Source organism: Streptomyces sp. NBC_00466 (genome assembly GCF_041433995.1).
Classification (GTDB): Bacteria; Actinomycetota; Actinomycetes; order Streptomycetales; family Streptomycetaceae; genus Streptomyces.
Genome location: NZ_CP107896.1, coordinates 1,655,754 through 1,672,163 on the forward strand (window position 1 = coordinate 1,655,754; position 16,410 = coordinate 1,672,163).

18 protein-coding genes and 1 pseudogene are annotated in these 16,410 nt (G+C 71.1%); 7 read left to right on the forward strand and 12 right to left on the reverse strand.

Translation table 11 applies throughout. From position 1 onward, the window contains the following. Positions 1-70: 70 nt before the first annotated feature. The gene (locus OG210_RS07230) at positions 71-700 is read left to right on the forward strand and encodes a CGNR zinc finger domain-containing protein (protein WP_328331328.1); all 630 of its coding nucleotides are present in this window, start codon (positions 71-73) and stop codon (positions 698-700) included. Here the strand turns inward: OG210_RS07230 and sodX are convergent. Then, a complete protein-coding gene (gene sodX / locus OG210_RS07235) occupies positions 604-1,029 on the reverse strand; it encodes a nickel-type superoxide dismutase maturation protease (protein ID WP_328331326.1) in 426 nt (141 codons plus the stop codon). The genes OG210_RS07230 and sodX overlap by 97 nt on opposite strands. A 142-nt stretch (positions 1,030-1,171) precedes the next feature. On the opposite strand from sodX, the gene sodN reads away from it, so the two are divergent. Then, the gene (gene sodN / locus OG210_RS07240; RefSeq protein ID WP_266853175.1) at positions 1,172-1,567 is read left to right on the forward strand and encodes a superoxide dismutase, Ni; all 396 of its coding nucleotides are present in this window, start codon (positions 1,172-1,174) and stop codon (positions 1,565-1,567) included. 91 nt (positions 1,568-1,658) lie between these two features. On the opposite strand, the gene OG210_RS07245 is transcribed toward sodN, so the two are convergent. After that, a complete protein-coding gene (locus OG210_RS07245; RefSeq protein WP_328331322.1) occupies positions 1,659-2,405 on the reverse strand; it encodes a tyrosine-protein phosphatase in 747 nt (248 codons plus the stop codon). Positions 2,406-2,504: 99 nt separating this feature from the next. Between OG210_RS07245 and OG210_RS07250 the strand changes: the two genes are divergently transcribed. Together OG210_RS07250 and OG210_RS07255 are read left to right on the forward strand one after the other, a co-directional pair. Beyond that, positions 2,505-3,173, forward strand: coding sequence for a helix-turn-helix domain-containing protein (locus tag OG210_RS07250; protein ID WP_328331320.1), 669 nt, complete (start codon positions 2,505-2,507; stop codon positions 3,171-3,173). Beyond that, positions 3,173-4,513: an MFS transporter gene (locus tag OG210_RS07255; protein WP_328331318.1), complete on the forward strand. Its 1,341-nt coding sequence runs from the start codon at positions 3,173-3,175 to the stop codon at positions 4,511-4,513. Before OG210_RS07250 ends, OG210_RS07255 begins: the two co-directional genes overlap by 1 nt. Here the strand turns inward: OG210_RS07255 and OG210_RS07260 are convergent. The 9 genes and pseudogenes from OG210_RS07260 to OG210_RS07300 all read right to left on the reverse strand — a co-directional run bounded on the left by OG210_RS07260 (position 4,436) and on the right by OG210_RS07300 (position 11,728). Continuing rightward, positions 4,436-5,032 (reverse strand): DUF1349 domain-containing protein, encoded by a 597-nt coding sequence (locus tag OG210_RS07260; protein ID WP_371540206.1) that lies wholly within the window; start codon positions 5,030-5,032, stop codon positions 4,436-4,438. The two genes, OG210_RS07255 and OG210_RS07260, sit on opposite strands and share 78 nt — an antisense overlap. Beyond that, positions 5,021-5,359, reverse strand: a pseudogene (locus OG210_RS07265) (DUF952 domain-containing protein); the annotation flags it as partial. The pseudogene OG210_RS07265 and the gene OG210_RS07260, both read right to left, overlap by 12 nt. A 9-nt stretch (positions 5,360-5,368) precedes the next feature. Continuing rightward, the gene (locus OG210_RS07270) at positions 5,369-5,803 is read right to left on the reverse strand and encodes a carboxymuconolactone decarboxylase family protein (protein ID WP_328335606.1); all 435 of its coding nucleotides are present in this window, start codon (positions 5,801-5,803) and stop codon (positions 5,369-5,371) included. A 328-nt stretch (positions 5,804-6,131) separates the two neighbouring features. Continuing rightward, a complete protein-coding gene (locus OG210_RS07275) occupies positions 6,132-6,482 on the reverse strand; it encodes a GntR family transcriptional regulator (RefSeq protein WP_328331316.1) in 351 nt (116 codons plus the stop codon). Next, positions 6,482-7,435: a DUF1648 domain-containing protein gene (locus OG210_RS07280; RefSeq protein WP_328331314.1), complete on the reverse strand. Its 954-nt coding sequence runs from the start codon at positions 7,433-7,435 to the stop codon at positions 6,482-6,484. The genes OG210_RS07275 and OG210_RS07280 overlap by 1 nt, the downstream gene beginning before the upstream one ends. A gap of 220 nt (positions 7,436-7,655) precedes the next feature. Continuing rightward, positions 7,656-8,081: a DUF6304 family protein gene (locus OG210_RS07285; protein ID WP_328331312.1), complete on the reverse strand. Its 426-nt coding sequence runs from the start codon at positions 8,079-8,081 to the stop codon at positions 7,656-7,658. Between the two features lie 281 nt (positions 8,082-8,362). Continuing rightward, positions 8,363-8,956 (reverse strand): GNAT family N-acetyltransferase, encoded by a 594-nt coding sequence (locus OG210_RS07290; RefSeq protein WP_328331310.1) that lies wholly within the window; start codon positions 8,954-8,956, stop codon positions 8,363-8,365. Between the two features lie 214 nt (positions 8,957-9,170). Next, the gene (locus OG210_RS07295) at positions 9,171-10,211 is read right to left on the reverse strand and encodes a family 2 encapsulin nanocompartment cargo protein polyprenyl transferase (protein ID WP_328331308.1); all 1,041 of its coding nucleotides are present in this window, start codon (positions 10,209-10,211) and stop codon (positions 9,171-9,173) included. Positions 10,212-10,321: 110 nt separating this feature from the next. Then, on the reverse strand, positions 10,322-11,728 hold the full coding sequence (locus tag OG210_RS07300; RefSeq protein ID WP_328331306.1) for a family 2B encapsulin nanocompartment shell protein: 1,407 nt from the start codon (positions 11,726-11,728) through the stop codon (positions 10,322-10,324). 176 nt (positions 11,729-11,904) lie between these two features. Between OG210_RS07300 and OG210_RS07305 the strand changes: the two genes are divergently transcribed. The 3 genes from OG210_RS07305 to OG210_RS07315 all read left to right on the forward strand — a co-directional run bounded on the left by OG210_RS07305 (position 11,905) and on the right by OG210_RS07315 (position 14,800). Beyond that, positions 11,905-12,351, forward strand: coding sequence for an Rrf2 family transcriptional regulator (locus OG210_RS07305; RefSeq protein ID WP_328331304.1), 447 nt, complete (start codon positions 11,905-11,907; stop codon positions 12,349-12,351). A 216-nt stretch (positions 12,352-12,567) separates the two neighbouring features. Continuing rightward, positions 12,568-13,821 carry a globin domain-containing protein gene (locus OG210_RS07310; RefSeq protein ID WP_328331302.1) on the forward strand — a complete coding sequence of 418 codons (1,254 nt, stop codon included), beginning with the start codon at positions 12,568-12,570 and terminating at the stop codon, positions 13,819-13,821. 76 nt (positions 13,822-13,897) lie between these two features. Beyond that, complete coding sequence (locus tag OG210_RS07315) at positions 13,898-14,800, forward strand: pyridoxal-phosphate dependent enzyme (protein WP_328331300.1); 903 nt, start codon at positions 13,898-13,900, stop codon at positions 14,798-14,800. Here the strand turns inward: OG210_RS07315 and OG210_RS07320 are convergent. Then, entirely contained in the window at positions 14,776-16,374 is a 1,599-nt protein-coding gene (locus OG210_RS07320) for a Na+/H+ antiporter (protein ID WP_328331299.1), read from the reverse strand. The two genes, OG210_RS07315 and OG210_RS07320, sit on opposite strands and share 25 nt — an antisense overlap. Positions 16,375-16,410: the final 36 nt, after the last annotated feature.

Sequence of the window (16,410 nt, forward strand, 5' to 3'; positions counted from 1 at the left end):
CCCTCGAATCGTAAGCAGCCATTACGGCCACACGCTCGTCGACACTAGACCGCCTCCGTAAGGACTACAAGTGGAACTGGCCTATTACTCGGACTACGCCGTGCGCCTGGTGAACACCGAGGAGCCGGCCCGCAACAAGGACTCCCTCACCTCGGTCGAAGCGGTACGCGAGCTCTTCGGCACGAACGCGTCCGCGGCCCGGCGCGCCACGGACGCCGACGTCACCCGCTTCCGCTCGGTCAGGGGCAGGCTGCGTGCCGTGTTCAAGGCGGCGGACGAAGGGGACGAGACGCTCGCGGTGGACCTGCTGAACTCCCTGCTGCTGGAGTTCCCGGTCTCGCCGCAGATCTCGGGCCACGACCACCGTGACGACGACGACCGGCCGCTGTGGCACATGCACCTGGCCGACCACCCGTCCAACGCGACGTCCGGTTACGCGGCCATCGCCTCGATGGGGCTCGCCTTCCATCTCACCGAGTACGGGGTGGACAGGCTCGGCCTGTGCGAGGCAGCGCCGTGCCGCAACGCCTATCTCGACACATCGACAAACCGGTCCCGGCGCTACTGCTCGGACCGCTGCGCGACCCGCGCCAACGTGGCCGCCTACCGCGCGCGCAAGCGTCTGGAGACGTCACGGTCCGCCAGCACCGGCCGCACCGCCGACGCCAGCCAGGAGAGCACCACAGCGGCCGAGCGCTGACGGCCCGGCATGATGGGCCGGTATCTGGCCCGCACCCTCCCGAGCAGCAACTCCTCGGGAACGGTGCCGAACGCGCGGCTGTCCACGCCTTCGGCGTGCGCGTTGTCCCCCAGCACCCACCAGCCGCCCTCACGCCGCTCGATCAGCCGCTTCACGATCAGCAGATCCTGCTGCAGCGGATGGCGCAGCACAGCCACGTCACCGGGCCTGAGACCGGCGCCGTAGTGCACCAGCAGCTGGTCACCGTGGAGCAGGGTGGGCACCATGGACGGCCCCGTCACCTCCGCCAAACCCAACGGAGCCCGCGTCTCCCGCCCCTGATCCGTCATCCGGCACCTCCCGGTCCGATCGTCCACCAGTCCCATACTGACCCTGGACTTTTGTCCTAAGCACCAGGGGGCACTCGCGAAATCAGGCCTCTCACGGAGTAATGTCCCACCCGAGAAGACGATCACGAGGAAGGACAGCTCCATGCTTTCCCGCCTGTTTGCCCCCAAGGTGAAGGTCAGCGCCCACTGCGACCTCCCCTGCGGCGTGTACGACCCGGCCCAGGCCCGCATCGAGGCCGAGTCGGTCAAGGCCGTACAGGAGAAGTACCAGGCCAACGAGGACCCGCACTTCCGGGCCCGCGCCACGGTCATCAAGGAAGAGCGCGCGGAGCTCGCCAAGCACCACGTATCGGTGCTGTGGAGCGACTACTTCAAGCCGCCGCACTTCGAGAAGTACCCCGAGCTCCACCAGCTCGTCAATGACACCCTCAAGGCGCTGTCGGCGGCCAAGGGCTCGACTGACCCGGCCACGGGCCAGAAGGCGCTGGACTACATCGCCCAGATCGACAAGATCTTCTGGGAGACCAAGAAGGCCTGACCGCGGTGTTCGCACCCGACGGTCCGCGATGCGGACCGGAGCAGAAAGCTGTGGGGCCCGACCGGGACAACCGGTCGGGCCCCACGGTCGTTCAGGATCCCGCAGGAGCAGGTTCCAGCAGGTTCCGTCGCAGCGCGGCCACCGTGCCGTCCGCGAGGTCCAGCTGGTCGGCGATGTAGCCGCCAACGGACCCGTACCGCTCGGTCAGGGCGGCCAGGAAGAGGCGCATCACGTCCTCGGGCGCGCGGCCGTATCCGGGCCAGACCGGCCCCCGCTCGGGGTGTTCGGCCCGCCAGTCGGCGAGCAGGCGTTCGCTGGCCAGTCCGGTGAGGGCGAAGTCCTCGATGATGTCGGCCTCGGACACCCCCAGAAGCGTCAGCACCAGCGCCGCCAGCAGGCCGGTGCGGTCCTTCCCCGAGGTGCAGTGGAAGACGGCGGGGCGGTCCCCGGCGGCGGCAATCACCTCGATGGCCCGGCTCAGTTCCCTGACGCCGTCGTGGGCGACCTCCAGGTACCGCTCGGCGAGGTACGGGCCGGTTGCGACCTCCGGGCCGAGGCTCGGCTGGTCATAGGGGCGGTGCTCGACGCTGAGGTGGTGGTACGTGAACGACGGGTGCTCGGGGACGCGGCCCTTGGCGTCGATCTCCCAGGAGTAGCGCAGGTCGATGACGGTGCCGATATCCAGGGTGAGGAAGCGCTCCCAGTCCGCACCGCCGAGCTTGGCCAGCGAGTCTGCGCGGAACAGCCGCCCCGTGCGTACGGTGCTGCCGGCTTCGGCAGGACGGCCGCCCAGGTCACGGAAGTTGTGCAGCCGCTGGAAAGGTATGTGTCCGTTCATGGGGCGGGAGCCTATGCCGTGGACCAGGGCACGCACACGTGAACGAGCAGATGCAGAAGGAGTCTTCCGGAATGACTCTTCTGCTTCTACGGTGTTGTCATGGCCGAAGCACCCGCCCCGCCGGCGCCCGACCCCCTCGCACCCGGTCCCGCGCATGACGTCACGCTGGACGCCGCTGCCCTGCGGGTTCTCGCCCATCCGGTGCGGCTGAATCTGCTGAGCCGGCTGCGGCAGTACGGGCCCGCCACCGCACGGCAGCTCGCCGCGCACTTCGCGCTCGACCCGGGGTCGGCCAGCTACCATCTGCGCCGCCTGGCCGCTGGCGGGCTGATCGAGGAGGACCGCGGGCGCGGCACCCGCCGGGACCGCTGGTGGCAGGCGCGGCACCGGACCTCCTTCCACGATCCCGGCGCCAACAGCCCGTCGGAGCAGGCGGACAGCCGCGCCTACGCCCAGTCCCTGCTGCTCGCCTACAGCGACCGGCTGCGCAGGCTGGCGGGTACGGTGCCGCTGCTGCCCGACGACTGGTACGCCGCCTCGGTCTTCAGCGACTACACCCTGCATCTGACGCCGGACGAACTCAACGCGATGAAAGCCGAGTTGGTGGAAGTCGTCGGCCGATACCGGCAGCTCGGGCCCCGTGAGCCGCAGCACAGCGCAGACGATTCGGATACTGGGGACAGCGCGGACGGTACGGAAGAAGTCGGCGTCCCCGTCCCCACCCCCGTCTCGGTCCAGTTGCAGTCGTTCCCGCTGCTCGACCGCTGATGACGGTCGCGCGACCGCTGATCACCGCCGCCCACCGGGACGCCAACGTCCTGCGCTGGCTGGGCGCCTACACCGCGTCCGTGACCGGCGATGTGACCTACTTTCTCGCCCTGACCTGGGCGGCCACCCGTACCGCGGGCCCCGCGCAGGCCGGTGCGGTGCTGGCCGCCGGAGCCGTGCCCCGGGCCCTGCTGATGCTCGGCGGCGGTGTCGTCGCCGACCGGTTCGGGGCGCGCCGTGTCGTCGTCGGCAGCGATCTGGTGCGGTGCGTGGTGATCCTCACCGCCGCCGCGTTCACCTGGCTCACGGGCACCCAACTCTGGCTGCTCTACGTCCTGGCGGTCGTCTTCGGCACCGTGGACGCACTGTTCATGCCCGCTGTCGGGGCGCTGCCGCCGCAGCTCACAGGCCCGGACCAGCTCGCCCGGGTGCAGGGCATGCGCACCCTGTCCGTCCGGTTCAGCAACGCCGTGGGGCCGACGGCCGGTGCCCTGGTGCTGGCCGCCGGCGGTGCGGCCGGTGCCTTCGGGGCGTCCGGGCTGCTCTTCTGCGGATCGCTGGTGCTGCTCATCGCCGTACGGGTACGCCCGGTACCGGACGCCCCGGCCGGGCCCGGCCGCACGACCGCCGGGCAGGACTTCCGGGCCGGCCTGCGCTACCTGCGGGAGAACCCGCACCTCGGCCGGCTGGTGCTCGTCATCGGCCTCGGCGAGATGTGCTTCAGCGGGCCGGTCGGAACCGGGATGCTGCTGCTCACCGACGAGCGCGGCTGGGGTGCGGGCGCGCTCGGCTGGATCCTCACCGCCTTCTCCGTCGGCGGCGCCGCGTCCGGCCTCCTGCTGACCGCCGTGCGCCGCGTCCCGTACGCACGTGCCGTGCTGTTCTGCGCGCTGCTCCTCACCGCCGTGCTGGTCGCCGCCGTCGGCCGGGTGCCGGGGCCCGGACCGGCCGTGGCGGTGGGCGCGCTGCTCGGGGCGGCGAGCGGTGCGGCCATGGTGGTGAGCAACGCGCTGCTCCAGGAACGCACCGAGGTCCGCTTTCTGGGCCGGGTCTCCTCGCTCACGAGCCTGTGCACGGTGGGGCTCAGCCCGCTGCTGTATCCGCTCGCCGGTCTGGTCGCCGCCGCCTGGGGCGCCGGGGTGTTCTTCGCGGGGTGCGGGGCGGTCTGCCTGCTGGCCGCGGGCGTCAGCCTCTCCGTACGTCCTGTACATCCTGTACGTCCCGCACACCCCGTTCGCGCCGACAGCGGTCAGCCGTCACCGTCAGCCGTGCAGCCGCCGGTCGGCGGGGCCGACCGCGAAGCGGGTGAAGCGGACCCGCAGCCCCGCCCGCTGCGGTGAGCAGCAGTACGGGCCCGCCGACGCCTTCGCCGCGGGGTCGAGCGGCGTCAGCCGGATCATCCGCCACGGCTCGCCGTCGGCGCGCGCCCGCACCGTCACCGCGTCCCCCGAGCGGCTGGCCCGGACCGTGACCGGCCGGCCCGCCCACTCCGGGACCGGCGCCATGGACCAGTCCGACACACCGCGGGTGGCGACCGCGCCCACCTGTGGTGCGCCGTCCGTCATCTCGACGCCCGCCTTGATCCAGTTCTCCTCGTCGGTGCGGACAAGGACGCCCGCCTGGTCGTAGAGCGTGTCGAAATCGGCCAGGAAGGTCACCTCGACCGCCGATCCCGCACTCAGCTCGGTCAGCAGCGCGTGCCCGTCGTCACGGACGAAGCCGTAGCTGGTCGTACGCCAGAAGTCGGTGCTGTCGCGGGTGGTCACCACCAGCTCCGCGCCGTCGGTCGCGGTGTGCGCGGGCGGGTTGAGCCAGGTCCCGTCCGACCAGTCGAGCGCGTAACCGTCCTGCCAGGGCACGACTTTGGTGACCGCCTCCACCGGAAGCGGCCCGTAGATGTGCGGGAAGGCGTCGGCGCCGGGCGCGGGGAACTCGTAGCGCAGCGGTACGGAGAGCAGGCCGCTGTCGATGACGAGCACGACCAGCTCACCGTGGCCGCCGTCGCCCTCCGTCCCGCTCCCGGCGCCGTAGAGGAAGTCGGCGACCGCGACGAGCTGGCCGCGCGTCGAGCAGTGGATGAAGCCCTCCTCCTGGAGGGTGCGGCCGCGCGTCGACATCTCGTACGTGCCGACCGCGCGGGCCGCCTCCCACAGGGAACGCTCGGTGATGTGCAGCAGTTCGGTCATGCGCCAACGCTATGCGTTACCGGTGCCGCCCTGCCCGGGGAAACGCTGCTCCGGAACGCTGTGCGCCGACCCGCCGGGCTTCTCCGGTTCGGTGAGCAGGCCCTGTTCGGCGAACACCTTCTTCGCCACGGCGGTGGCGTTGAGCGCCTTGGGCATCCCGCAGTAGACCGCGGAGTGCAGCAGCGCCTCGATGATCTCCTCCGCGCTGAGGCCGACGTTGAGCGCGGCGTTGATGTGGACGTCGAGCTGCGGTTCGCAGCCGCCGAGGGCCGTGAGCATGCCCAGGGTCACCAACTGCCGGTCACGCAGCGCCAGCTGGGGCCTGCTGTAGATGTCGCCGAAGGCCCAGGCGACGATGTGATGCCCCAGGTCGGGTGAGATGTCGGCCAGGGAGTCGATGACCTGCCGACCGCCCTCACCGACGACGCGGTCGAGCATCCCCATCCCCCGCTGTAGACGGTCCTGCCGGGTCTCGGCGACAGTGTCGGACGAGAGTGCCGTGGCGGCCTCCGGGGTGGCCGGATCGCTCGGGGTACTCATGGCTGCTCCGTTCCGGGCTGCCCGTCGGGTATCGGGCAGCCGTGCAAGGTGACCGCAAGGGGTGGCCGTACGGGTAGTCCGCACAAGGTGGTTGAACATTCGCCGTTCTGAGGAAGACGGTAAGTGCTGGACCTTGAACGGGACCCCGCCGGGGCCCGACAGACTGCGCGGGACCAGCAGACGGCAGTGGATGTGCGGCGCCGCAGTGGCGACGGGCCGCCGCTGCGCGGCCTTACAGAGCCTCGCGTACGAGTGCCAGTACGGCTTCGTCCGTGAGGCCCAGCTCCCTTGCCTCCGCGGCGAATTCCCGTACCCGTACGAGCAGTCGCGCCCGCGCCCGGGAGGGCCCCCCGACGACCACCGCACCTCTCCCCCGGCGCAGTTCGATCAGGCCCTCCTCGCGCAGCCGCTGGTAACCGCGCAGCACCGTATGGACGTTGACCCCGAGCGAGTCGGCGAGGACGCGGGCGGCGGGCAGCCGCTCGCCCGCGTCCACCCGGCCGTCCGCGACGGCGCCCCGGACACACGCGGCGATCTGGTCCCCGAGCGGGATCGCGGACGACGGGTCGATCCGGAAGAGCATCAGCGGTTCTCCTGCCGCTCGGCCAGGGTGTTGAGCAGTGCGGCGGCGTCGGACGAGCCGTCGACGGTGACGGCGAAGTCGCGGCCGCTCCTGCGCCGGACCACGATGGCCTCCCCCGACCGGAGGATCAGCCCGGAGCGGCCCGCGCGGAAACGGTAGCCCCAGCCACCGAAGTCCTTCAGGGCGTCGATATCGCGGCTGGTCGCCTGCTCGACCTGGTCCAGTGGTATCCGGATACGCGGCCAGGGCAGCCAGCCGGTGGAGATGGTCAGGCCCCTGCGGTCCACGGTGACGTACGGCCTGGCGAAGGCCATCAGCACCAGGCCGACCACGACAGGGGCCACGGCGGCCTGCGGGCCGGAGACGGACAGCACGACGACTCCGGTGACGACGACGGCCACCGCGAGCACCAGCAGGGGGCGGGCGCCCGCGTGGCGCGCCCAGCCGGCGGTCTCGCCTGCCGCGAGGTCGATCCGCTCGACGGGCCCCTCGGCGGGAGGCGGCAGCACGGCCGGTACGAAACGGGCCAGCCACCAGCCGGCCCCGCCCGCCAGGACCGCCACCCCGGCGGCGGTGGCGAACCGCCGGAACGGGAAGTCGACCGGGGTGTGGAGGTTGGCGTACAGGATCCCGGCCATCAGCGCACCGATGAAGCCGGCGAGCGCCCAGCCCGTGACGATCAGGCCCCGCACCCCGCGGGCGATCAGCATCCAGACCACCCCGAGGCCGATCAGCAGGCCAGTGGTGACGAGTACGTACTCCAGGTGCCCCGCCGTGTCGTCGGGCCGGCCGCCGCTCCCGAAGTGGCTGGCCAGACGGTGCGGCAGCCGGTCCCGCAGCTGGATGAAGACCGCCAGATCGACGGCGTACGCGAGCAGGAAGGGCAGCCCGGCGACTACCGCGCGCCGGATGCGGCCGGGAGTGGTCGGGACCCCTGTGGCGTTCTCCATCATTCCCCCCATTGTTTGCATTCAAGTAGAACAATGACCCAGCGGGTCGTCAAGGGGAGGGAGTGCCGAGGGGGGCTGGTCGAGGAGAGAGCGGGCCGTTCCGACGGAACGAGCAGCGGCTCCTCACCGGCACATGAGCATGAGTGCCGATCCGATGAGGGCCGCTTACCGGGGTTGACGGGAGAGTGACGGGTTGAGCGGTGACGGGTGGGGCGGTGACGGCCTAGACGGCTGCGGAGAAGGGCGCCTGGAGCGTGGAACCGGGCGGAAGTTGCTGCTGGATCAGGGCGACCGCGGCGCCGAAGTCGCCCTGATCGTTGCCCGATACGTAACTCGTGCCGCCGTAGTGCAGTGTCACGCCGAGATCGGTGGCCGGGCGGCGCAGGGCCAGCAGGCAGCTCAGCGTGGCCTGCTGGGCCGTGCTGTCACCGGCCACGACCGGGAGCGGCATGTCCCACTCCAGGACGCAGTCGCTCAACGGCTCGGCCCCCTCCGGTACGTCGCCCACCGGCGTGAACGAGTCGAACGAAGCTCCGGCGTAGTCGACTCCCCTGATCCGGGTGCGGAGTTGACGCTCAACGGCACTGATCACTAGGGCATCTGATCCATGGCTGTCCCGGTACCAGCCGGCCCATGACTGTGGTGTCATGAGCGCGACTGTAGCGCCGCCACCAGCCCGGCGTCACCAAGAGTGATCAAGTCCGGAATTACTGGTTCCTGGTGCACTTCGCGCCTGGCATCCCTTTCCTGACGGCCCGAAAGGTGCCGGACTGCGCCCGCCCGCACCACCCGACGAGCGCACGTACGAGGGCACGTACGAGTGATCGGCCGGACCACCGAACGGGTGAGCAGCCCCGCCCCTCGGCGCACCGCCGCCTCGGCGCACCGCCGCCTCGGCGTACCGCCGCCCAGGATCAGCCGCCCGGGGGATCAGCTGCGCGGCTCACGCCACATCGGCCACATCTGCGGGCCGTCGGGCAGCTGGACCGCGGTGCCCGTGAACACGAACCCGAGCCGCTCGTACAGCCTGCGGCTGCGCGCGCTGCTCGCCTCCAGATACGCCGGGATCCCTTCCCGGTCGCAGCGCTCAAGGACGGGGGCCATCAGCGTGGTGCCCAGGCCCTCGCCCTGCCGCTCCGGTGTCACACCGATCATCAGCAGGTAGGCGTGCGCCCGGTCGTGCGGATGGAGCTCACCCGTCAACCGGCCCACCAGTTCGGCCCGTTCGTTGTCCGGGTCGGCGGCCTCCCGCATCCGGGCGGGCGTGTCGTCCTCCTCCTCCGGTTCGCCGGCCGGAATGTGCAGCCAGAGAGCCATCGCCGTGTGGTCCTCGGCGAGGTCGACCCAGCCCTCGGCGAGAGCCACGTCGATGAAGACCCCGAGGAACTTGCCGTGCACATCCCTGCGGTGCGCCTCGTCGGGGAACACCCAGTTGCTCACCGGGTCCCGCATGAAGGCCTCATCGAGAAGCCGTACGAGCACCTCGCGGTCGGCCTCGCCCGCCTGTCGTATCGCCACGCCCATGGTCCGGTCCCTCTTCTCTCGCCGTTCACGTCGCTCGCTCGCTCGTTGCTCGCTTGCTTGCGTGCCCGCTCGCTCGATGGATGGATGAGCCATCGATAACTCGCGTACGTGATACTAGAGTTGGCCGGACCGGACCATGGGCGGTACAGGGGTACGCGGGTACGGCAGCACAGCAGTACGGCAGTGCAGCGGCACAGCAGTGCAGCGGTACGGCTCAGCGGCTGCGCCGCGTCACATACTCCGCGAGGGAGAGCAGACCTCCCGCCGCCGCCAGGTCGGGAACCGCGCGGGAGAGATGACCCACGGCTCTGGCCATCCGGTCGGCCGCCTCGGCCTGCGCCCAGTCCCGGCCACCGGCCCGGTCGACCGCGTCGGCGGCCCGCCTGATGCCGTGCTCGTCGAGCGGTCCGCCGTACAGCTCCGCCAGCTCAGCCGCCGCCCCGGTACCCGAGCTCAGCGCGGCCACCACCGGCAGCGACTTCTTGTGGGCGGCCAGATCCGCGCCCGCCGGCTTGCCGGTGTGGGACGGCTCGCCCCAGATGCCGATCAGGTCGTCGATCAGCTGAAAGGCGAGCCCGGCCTCCCGGCCGAACGCGTCCATCGCCGCTGCCGCTTCGGGCCCGGCGCCCGCGTAGAGCGCACCCATCGCGCAGGCGCAGCCGAGGAGTGCCCCGGTCTTGGCCTCGGCCATGACCAGGCACTCGTCCAGCGTGACCTCCGCACGGGCCTCGAAGGCGCAGTCCGCCTGCTGCCCCGCGCAGAGCTCGATGACGCAGGCCGTGAGCCGCCCGGTGGCCGCCTTCGCCGCGGGGTGCGGGTCCTCCGCGAGCAGCCGCAGAGCCAGTGCCTGCATCGCGTCCCCCACTATCACCGCGTCGGGTATGCCGAAGACGGTCCAGGCCGTCGCCCGGTGCCTCCGGGTGGCATCCCGGTCGATGACGTCGTCGTGCAGCAGGGTGAAGTTGTGCACCAACTCCACGGCGGTGGCCGCCCGTACCGCCTGCCGGATATCTCCGTTCAGCGCCTGGACGGCGGCGAGAACGAGCGCGGGTCTGATCGCCTTGCCCGCCTGTCCCGTGGTCGGCGAGCCGTCCGACTGCTCCCAGCCGAAGTGGTACATCCCGATGTTCCGCATGGGGCCGGGCAGGGACTCCAGCGCGGAGCGGAGTTCCGGGTCGACGACGGTGCGGGTGCGTTCCAGGAGCGCTGCGGCCTCATGTCCCTCGGTCGCGGCGTCCGTTCTGATCGTGGTCATGGTCGCTTCCTCTGCGGCGTGCGTACGGCTCGGTCGCCACGGACGCCCCGGACGTACCGGTCCCCGCGGCGCCTGAGCACCGTCGGAGCCGGCCGGTCCGGGGCGTCGCCTCACCGCCAGCGGCTGACTTCGACGTTCTCCAGCACTCCCAGGGCGTCGGGCACCAGCACGGCCGCGGAGTAGTAGGCCGTCACCAGGTAGGAGATGATCGCCTTCTCGTCGATGCCCATGAAGCGGACCGACAGGCTCGGCTCGATCTCGTCGGGGATACCGCTCTGCTGGAGCCCGATGACGCCCTGATCGGACTCGCCGGTCCTCATGCAGATGATCGACGTGGTGCGGGCGTCACTGACCGGGATCTTGTTGCACGGGAAGATCGGCACCCCGCGCCAGGCGGGCACATGGTGGCCCCCCATGTCGACGCTCTCCGGTACGAGGCCGCGCTTGTTGCACTCGCGGCCGAAAGCGGCGATGGCCTTCGGGTGGGCGAGGAAGAGCTTCGATCCGCGTCGGCGCGAGAGGAGTTCGTCCATGTCGTCCGGGCTGGGCACTCCGTCGTGCGGCTGGAGCCGCTGGCCGTAGTCGCAGTTGTGGAGCAGGCCGAACTCGCGGTTGTTGACCAGTTCGTGCTCCTGGCGCTCCCGCAGCGCCTCGACAGTGAGCCGCAGCTGGTGCTCGGTCTGGTTCATCGGCTGGTTGTAGAGGTCGGCGACCCTGCTGTGGACCTTCAGCACGGTCTGGGCGACGCTCAGTTCGTACTCGCGGGGCGCGCCCTCGTAGTCGACGTACGTGTGCGGGACGAGCGCCTCACCGACATGGCCCGCCGAGAGGTCGATCGCCGCTTCGCCATAGCTGTTGGTGCGCTGTGCGGGCAGCGATGTCAGCCCCGCGAGATGCTCGCGCAGCGAGTCGGCGCGCTCCGCCAGGTTCAGCACGTCCGCCCTGGTCAGCTCAAGTGCGACACACGCGGTGTCGGCGCGGGCCGTGTAGTCCCAGGTGGCACCCTCGTCCAGCAGCGCCTGGTCGCCGAAGTACGCCCCGTCGGCCAGCGAACCGAGGACGGTCTCGTCCCCGTAGGGCCCGGTGCCGACCTTCTGGACCCTGCCGTGTGCGAGCAGGAACACCCGGTCCGCCCTGTCCCCCGCGGCGGCCAGCACATCGCCCGCCGCGAACTCCCGCTGAGTGCAGCGCTGCGCCAGTTCGGCAAGGGCCGCCTCGTCCGCGTAGTCCCGCAGGGCCGGCAGCTCACCGAGCTCGGCCGGGATGACCTGGACACGGTCGCCGGTCTGCACAAACGTCACGCGGCCGTCACCGACCGAGTAGCTCAGCCGTCGGTTCACCCGGTACGTACCACCCTGCACCTGAACCCACGGGAGCATCTTCAGCAGCCACCGTGAGGTGATCTCCTGCATCTGCGGTGCGGACTTGGTGGTCGTTGCGAGGTTCCGCGCAGCTGCCGTGCCCAGACTCTGCTGCGGCGGTGCCTGCGTGTCGCGAACCTCTTCACCAACGGACATCTGGCGCCCCTTCGATCTTCGACTGACGTGCCTGCAGAGCCTTTCAGTGGGAACCGGCGGCGCGCCATTACACAAAAGAGTGTGACTAATAGGGCTTTGAGTTGGGCACGTTGTCGTTTGCTGTCCAGGACGGTCATAACTTGCATCCTCTATGCAAGTTATCTAACGTGACGCCCATGCGGCTGACGAGATTCACCGACGTGGCACTGCGCGTACTGATGCGCCTCGCCGTCACGGAGGAAGGCGAGGCGCCTGCGACCCGGGAGGTCGCGGCGGCCATGAGCGTGCCGTACAGCCACGCCGCGAAGATCGTCGCCCGCCTCCAGCACCTCGGCCTGATCGAGGCGCGCCGGGGCCGCGGCGGCGGCCTCAGCCTCACCGGAGCAGGCCGCTCCGCCTCCATCGGCGGACTGGTCCGCGAGCTCGAAGGGCCCGGCGACGTCGTGGAGTGCGAGGGCACCGCCCCGTGCCCGCTCCGCTCGGCCTGTCTGCTGCGTGGCGCCCTGAGCCGGGCACAGGAGGCGTTCTACGTGGCACTGGATCCGCTCACCATCGCCGACCTGGTCGCCTCCCCCACCGGGCCGCTGCTGATCGGCATCGGCAGCCGCCCCGACGACGGCTGACCCGCCGGCACCGCGCCAACCCCGCAGGCGACAGCCCACACAGCCCCTGGACGGCATCGACCGGCATCGACCGGCACCGGCCCGCACAAACCGGTGCAGCCACCGCAAACCACCACATCCACCCGCAGCCCACCCGTAGCCAAAAATACGCATCCCACATACCAATTCAAGAGCCAGAGCCAGAGCTGGAACCAGAGCAGGAACCAGGAGTCACCGATGCTCAGCGAGCCGTCGACCGCCACCGTACGAGCCACCCTCCCCGCCGTCGGCGCGGCCATCGGGGACATCGCCGACCTCTTCTACCGCAAGCTGTTCGACGCCCACCCGGAGCTGCTGCGCGACCTCTTCAACCGCGGCAACCAGGCATCCGGCGCCCAGCGGCAGGCACTCGCCGGCTCCATCGCCGCCTTCGCCACCCAGCTGGTGGAGCACCCGGACACCCGCCCCGACGTCATGCTCGGCCGTATCGCCCACAAGCACGCCTCACTCGGGATCACGCCCGCCCAGTACTCCGTCGTGCACACGCACCTCTTCGCCGCCATCGCCGAGGTGCTGGGCGACGCGGTCACGCCGGAGGTCGCCGCCGCCTGGGACGAGGTCTACTGGCTGATGGCCAACGCCCTGATCGCCCTGGAGGCCCGGCTCTACGCGGAGCGGCAGGCCGTCGCCGGCGACGTCTGGCGCGAGTGGGACGTGGTGTCCAGGACCGAGGAGACCGCCGACACCGCCACCTTCCGGCTCCGCCCCGCCGACGGCTCGCCCGCTCCGGACTTCCGGCCCGGCCAGTACGTCTCCGTCCAGGTCCGGCTCCCCGACGGGGCCCGCCAGATCCGGCAGTACAGCCTCTCCGGCGCCCCCGGCGGACAGCTCCACTCGATCACCGTGAAGCGCGTGAGCGGCCGCACTTCCCCCGCCGGCGCCTCCCCGGACGGCGCCTCCCCGCACAGCCACGCGGCCTCCCCCGACGGCGAGGTCTCGCACCACCTCCACACCCATGTACGGGCCGGCGACCGGCTCCGGGTCTCGCTCCCGTACGGCGATCTCGTCATCGGCCCGGACGCGGCGGAAGCCCCGCTCGTGCTCGCGTCGGCCGGAATCGGCTGCACCCCGATGCTGGCGATGCTGGAACACCTCGCGGACACCGGGCACCCCGCCCCGGTCACCGTCGTGCACGGCGACCGCACCCCGGCGGATCACGCGCTGCGCGCCGAACACGCCCTCCTCACCGAGAAGCTGCCGGATGCCGCCGCACACTTCTGGTACGAGCACCCCGCGCCCGGGCACCCGGCCGACCGCACCGGCCTGGTCGATCTGAGCGTCCTGCCCCTCGCGCCGGGGACCCGCGCGTACCTCTGCGGACCGCTGCCCTTCATGCGCTCCGTACGGGCCCAGCTGCTGGCCGGTGGCGTGCGGGCCGCCGACATCCACTACGAGGTGTTCGGCCCGGACCTCTGGCTCGCCGCGGGCTGACGGACGGACCGGCCCTGTCCGCCCGGACCTCCGGGGGCGGACAACGCGCCGGACCCCGGGGACGGACAATGGCCCCATGTCCCCTGGAGTCTCCGGCCACGACCGGCTGCGACCGCTGCGGCCGCTGCTGCCGTCGCCGCTGGAGCCGCTCGACGACGAGCGCTTCGCCCGGCACCACGTACAGCTGCTGCTCAAACGTGACGACCTCATCCACCCGGATCTGCCGGGCAACAAATGGCGGAAACTCGCGCCCAATCTGACGGCAGCCGCCGGACGGACCGTGCTGACCTTCGGCGGCGCGTACTCCAACCATCTGCGGGCCACCGCCGCCGCGGGCCGGCTGCTCGGCTTCCCGACCGTCGGCGTCGTACGCGGGGACGAGCTGGCCCACCGCCCGCTCAACCCCTCCCTCGCGCAGTGCGCGGCCGACGGTATGCGGCTGTACTTCGTGGACCGCGCGGCCTACCGCGCCAAGGCGGTACCGGCCGGTCTCGACACCACCGGGATGTACGTGGTGCCCGAGGGCGGCAGCAACACCGACGCCGTGCACGGCTGCGGCGCGCTCGGCCGGGAACTGCACGGGCTCGCCGACACCGTCGCGGTGGCCGTCGGCACCGGCGGCACCCTCGCGGGACTGGCGGCCGGCCTCACCGCGGACCAGCGCGCCATCGGCTTCCCCGTCCTGAAGGGCGGCTTCCTCGCCACCGAGGTCGCGGCGCTCCAGCAGGCCGCTTTCGGGGCCAGGACCGGTGACTGGCGGCTCGACGACCGCTTCCACTTCGGCGGGTACGCCCGCACGGCACCCGAACTCGAAGCCTTCGCCGCCGGGTTCGAGGAGCTGCACGGACTCCGCGTCGAGCGGGTCTATGTCGCCAAGATGCTGTACGGGCTGACGCAGCTGGCCGCCGAAGGTGCCTTCCCGCCTGGCACCCGGATCGCCGCCGTCATCACGGGTCAGCCCGCCTCCTCCTCGCGGTAGGCGGCCGCCTCCTCCAGATCGAGCCTGCGCAGCAGCGTCCTGAGCAGCTCGTCGTCGATGCTCCGCCGGTCGCGCAGCTCCACGAAGACCTCACGCTCGGCGCCGATCATCGCCCGTGCGAGCCGCCGGTAGGTGTCGTCGGCGCTCTCGCCGGTGTGCTCGTTCACCGTGCCGAGCCGCTCCCAGACCGCGTTCCTGCGCCGCGCCATCACGGTGCGCAGCCGGTCCGCGAGCGGTTCCGGGAGTTCGTTGTCCTCGTCGGCGAGCATCGAGTTCAGCAGGTTCTCGGCCGCCTGCGACGCCTCGTTCTGGGCCTGGGCCTCGGCGAGCGTCTCGGCGTGCGTGTCACGGCCCGGGATCCTCAGCAGCCGGATCAGCGGCGGCAGCGAGAGCCCCTGGACGACCAGGGTCGCGATCACCGTCGTGAAGGTCAGGAAGAGCACCAGGTTCCTGGCCGGGAACGGTGCACCGTGCGCGGTCAGCGGGATCGAGAAGGCGATGGCGAGCGAGACCACCCCGCGCATTCCGGCCCAGCCGACGACGACCGGCGCGGTCCAGTCCGTATCGGGTTCGCGTTCCCGGATCCTGCTGGAGATCATGCGCGGCAGGAATGTGGCGGGAAAGACCCAGACGAAGCGCACCACCACGACCACCACGAAAACGGCCGCCGCATACCAGGCGGCTTCCCCTCCGCTGTAAGTGCCAAGGCCCCGGAGCACAAAGGGCAATTGCAGTCCGATCAGCGCGAAGACCGTCGATTCCAGAATGAAGGAGACCATTTTCCAAACGGCCTCCTCCTGGAGCCGGGTGGCGAAGTCGACCTGCCAGGAACGGTGTCCCAGATAGAGCGCGACGACCACCACGGCGAGCACCCCCGAAGCGTGCACCCGCTCCGCCGCCGCATAGGCGACGAACGGAATGAGCAGCGAGAGGGTGTTCTGCAGCAGCGCCTCCTTGAGATGCGTACGCAGCCAGTGCAGCGGCACCATCAGGACCAGGCCGACGCCGATTCCGCCGACCGACGCCAGTGCGAATTCCCCGAACCCCTCCGCCCAGGAGACCCCGGCGCCGACCGCGGCCGCGAGCGCCACCTTGTAGGCGGTGATCGCGGTCGCGTCGTTGACGAGTGATTCGCCCTGCAGGACCGTCGTGAGGCGGGAGGGCAGCCCGAGGCGCCGGGCGATGGCCGTGGCCGCCACCGCGTCGGGCGGCGCGATCACCGCACCGAGCACCAGAGCCGCGGTGAGCGGGAGATCCGGCACGAGCAGATAGGCGAGCCAGCCCACCGCGACGGTCGCGAAGAGCACATAGCCGACCGAGAGCAGCGCGACGGGCCGCAGATTGGCCCGCAGATCCAGGTACGAGGAGTCGACGGCCGCCGTGTGGAGCAGCGGCGGCAGCACCAGCGGCAGGACGACCCCGGGATCCAGCGTGTACTCGGGCACCCACGGCAGATACGCGGCGCCCAGCCCGACCGCGACCAGCAGCAGCGGCGCCGCCACCGGTGTCCGGCGTGCGACACCCGCCACCGCCGCGCTGCCCGCCACCAGTGCCACCAGCGGCAATGCGTCCATGGGGTCTCCCCGCCCTCGGTCCTGGTCCGTCGTAAC

What these genes read in the sequence shown, in the direction of transcription:
- sodX (WP_328331326.1), bottom strand. Translation starts at nt 1,029, where the DNA reads ATGACGGATCAGGGGCGGGAGACGCGGGCTCCGTTGGGTTTGGCGGAG.
- sodN (WP_266853175.1), top strand. Translation starts at nt 1,172, where the DNA reads ATGCTTTCCCGCCTGTTTGCCCCCAAGGTGAAGGTCAGCGCCCACTGC.
- OG210_RS07245 (WP_328331322.1), bottom strand. Translation starts at nt 2,405, where the DNA reads ATGAACGGACACATACCTTTCCAGCGGCTGCACAACTTCCGTGACCTG.
- OG210_RS07250 (WP_328331320.1), top strand. Translation starts at nt 2,505, where the DNA reads ATGGCCGAAGCACCCGCCCCGCCGGCGCCCGACCCCCTCGCACCCGGT.
- OG210_RS07255 (WP_328331318.1), top strand. Translation starts at nt 3,173, where the DNA reads ATGACGGTCGCGCGACCGCTGATCACCGCCGCCCACCGGGACGCCAAC.
- OG210_RS07270 (WP_328335606.1), bottom strand. Translation starts at nt 5,803, where the DNA reads ATGGGGATGCTCGACCGCGTCGTCGGTGAGGGCGGTCGGCAGGTCATC.
- OG210_RS07275 (WP_328331316.1), bottom strand. Translation starts at nt 6,482, where the DNA reads ATGCTCTTCCGGATCGACCCGTCGTCCGCGATCCCGCTCGGGGACCAG.
- OG210_RS07280 (WP_328331314.1), bottom strand. Translation starts at nt 7,435, where the DNA reads ATGATGGAGAACGCCACAGGGGTCCCGACCACTCCCGGCCGCATCCGG.
- OG210_RS07285 (WP_328331312.1), bottom strand. Translation starts at nt 8,081, where the DNA reads ATGACACCACAGTCATGGGCCGGCTGGTACCGGGACAGCCATGGATCA.
- OG210_RS07290 (WP_328331310.1), bottom strand. Translation starts at nt 8,956, where the DNA reads ATGGGCGTGGCGATACGACAGGCGGGCGAGGCCGACCGCGAGGTGCTC.
- OG210_RS07295 (WP_328331308.1), bottom strand. Translation starts at nt 10,211, where the DNA reads ATGACCACGATCAGAACGGACGCCGCGACCGAGGGACATGAGGCCGCA.
- OG210_RS07300 (WP_328331306.1), bottom strand. Translation starts at nt 11,728, where the DNA reads ATGTCCGTTGGTGAAGAGGTTCGCGACACGCAGGCACCGCCGCAGCAG.
- OG210_RS07305 (WP_328331304.1), top strand. Translation starts at nt 11,905, where the DNA reads ATGCGGCTGACGAGATTCACCGACGTGGCACTGCGCGTACTGATGCGC.
- OG210_RS07310 (WP_328331302.1), top strand. Translation starts at nt 12,568, where the DNA reads ATGCTCAGCGAGCCGTCGACCGCCACCGTACGAGCCACCCTCCCCGCC.
- OG210_RS07315 (WP_328331300.1), top strand. Translation starts at nt 13,898, where the DNA reads ATGTCCCCTGGAGTCTCCGGCCACGACCGGCTGCGACCGCTGCGGCCG.
- OG210_RS07320 (WP_328331299.1), bottom strand. Translation starts at nt 16,374, where the DNA reads ATGGACGCATTGCCGCTGGTGGCACTGGTGGCGGGCAGCGCGGCGGTG.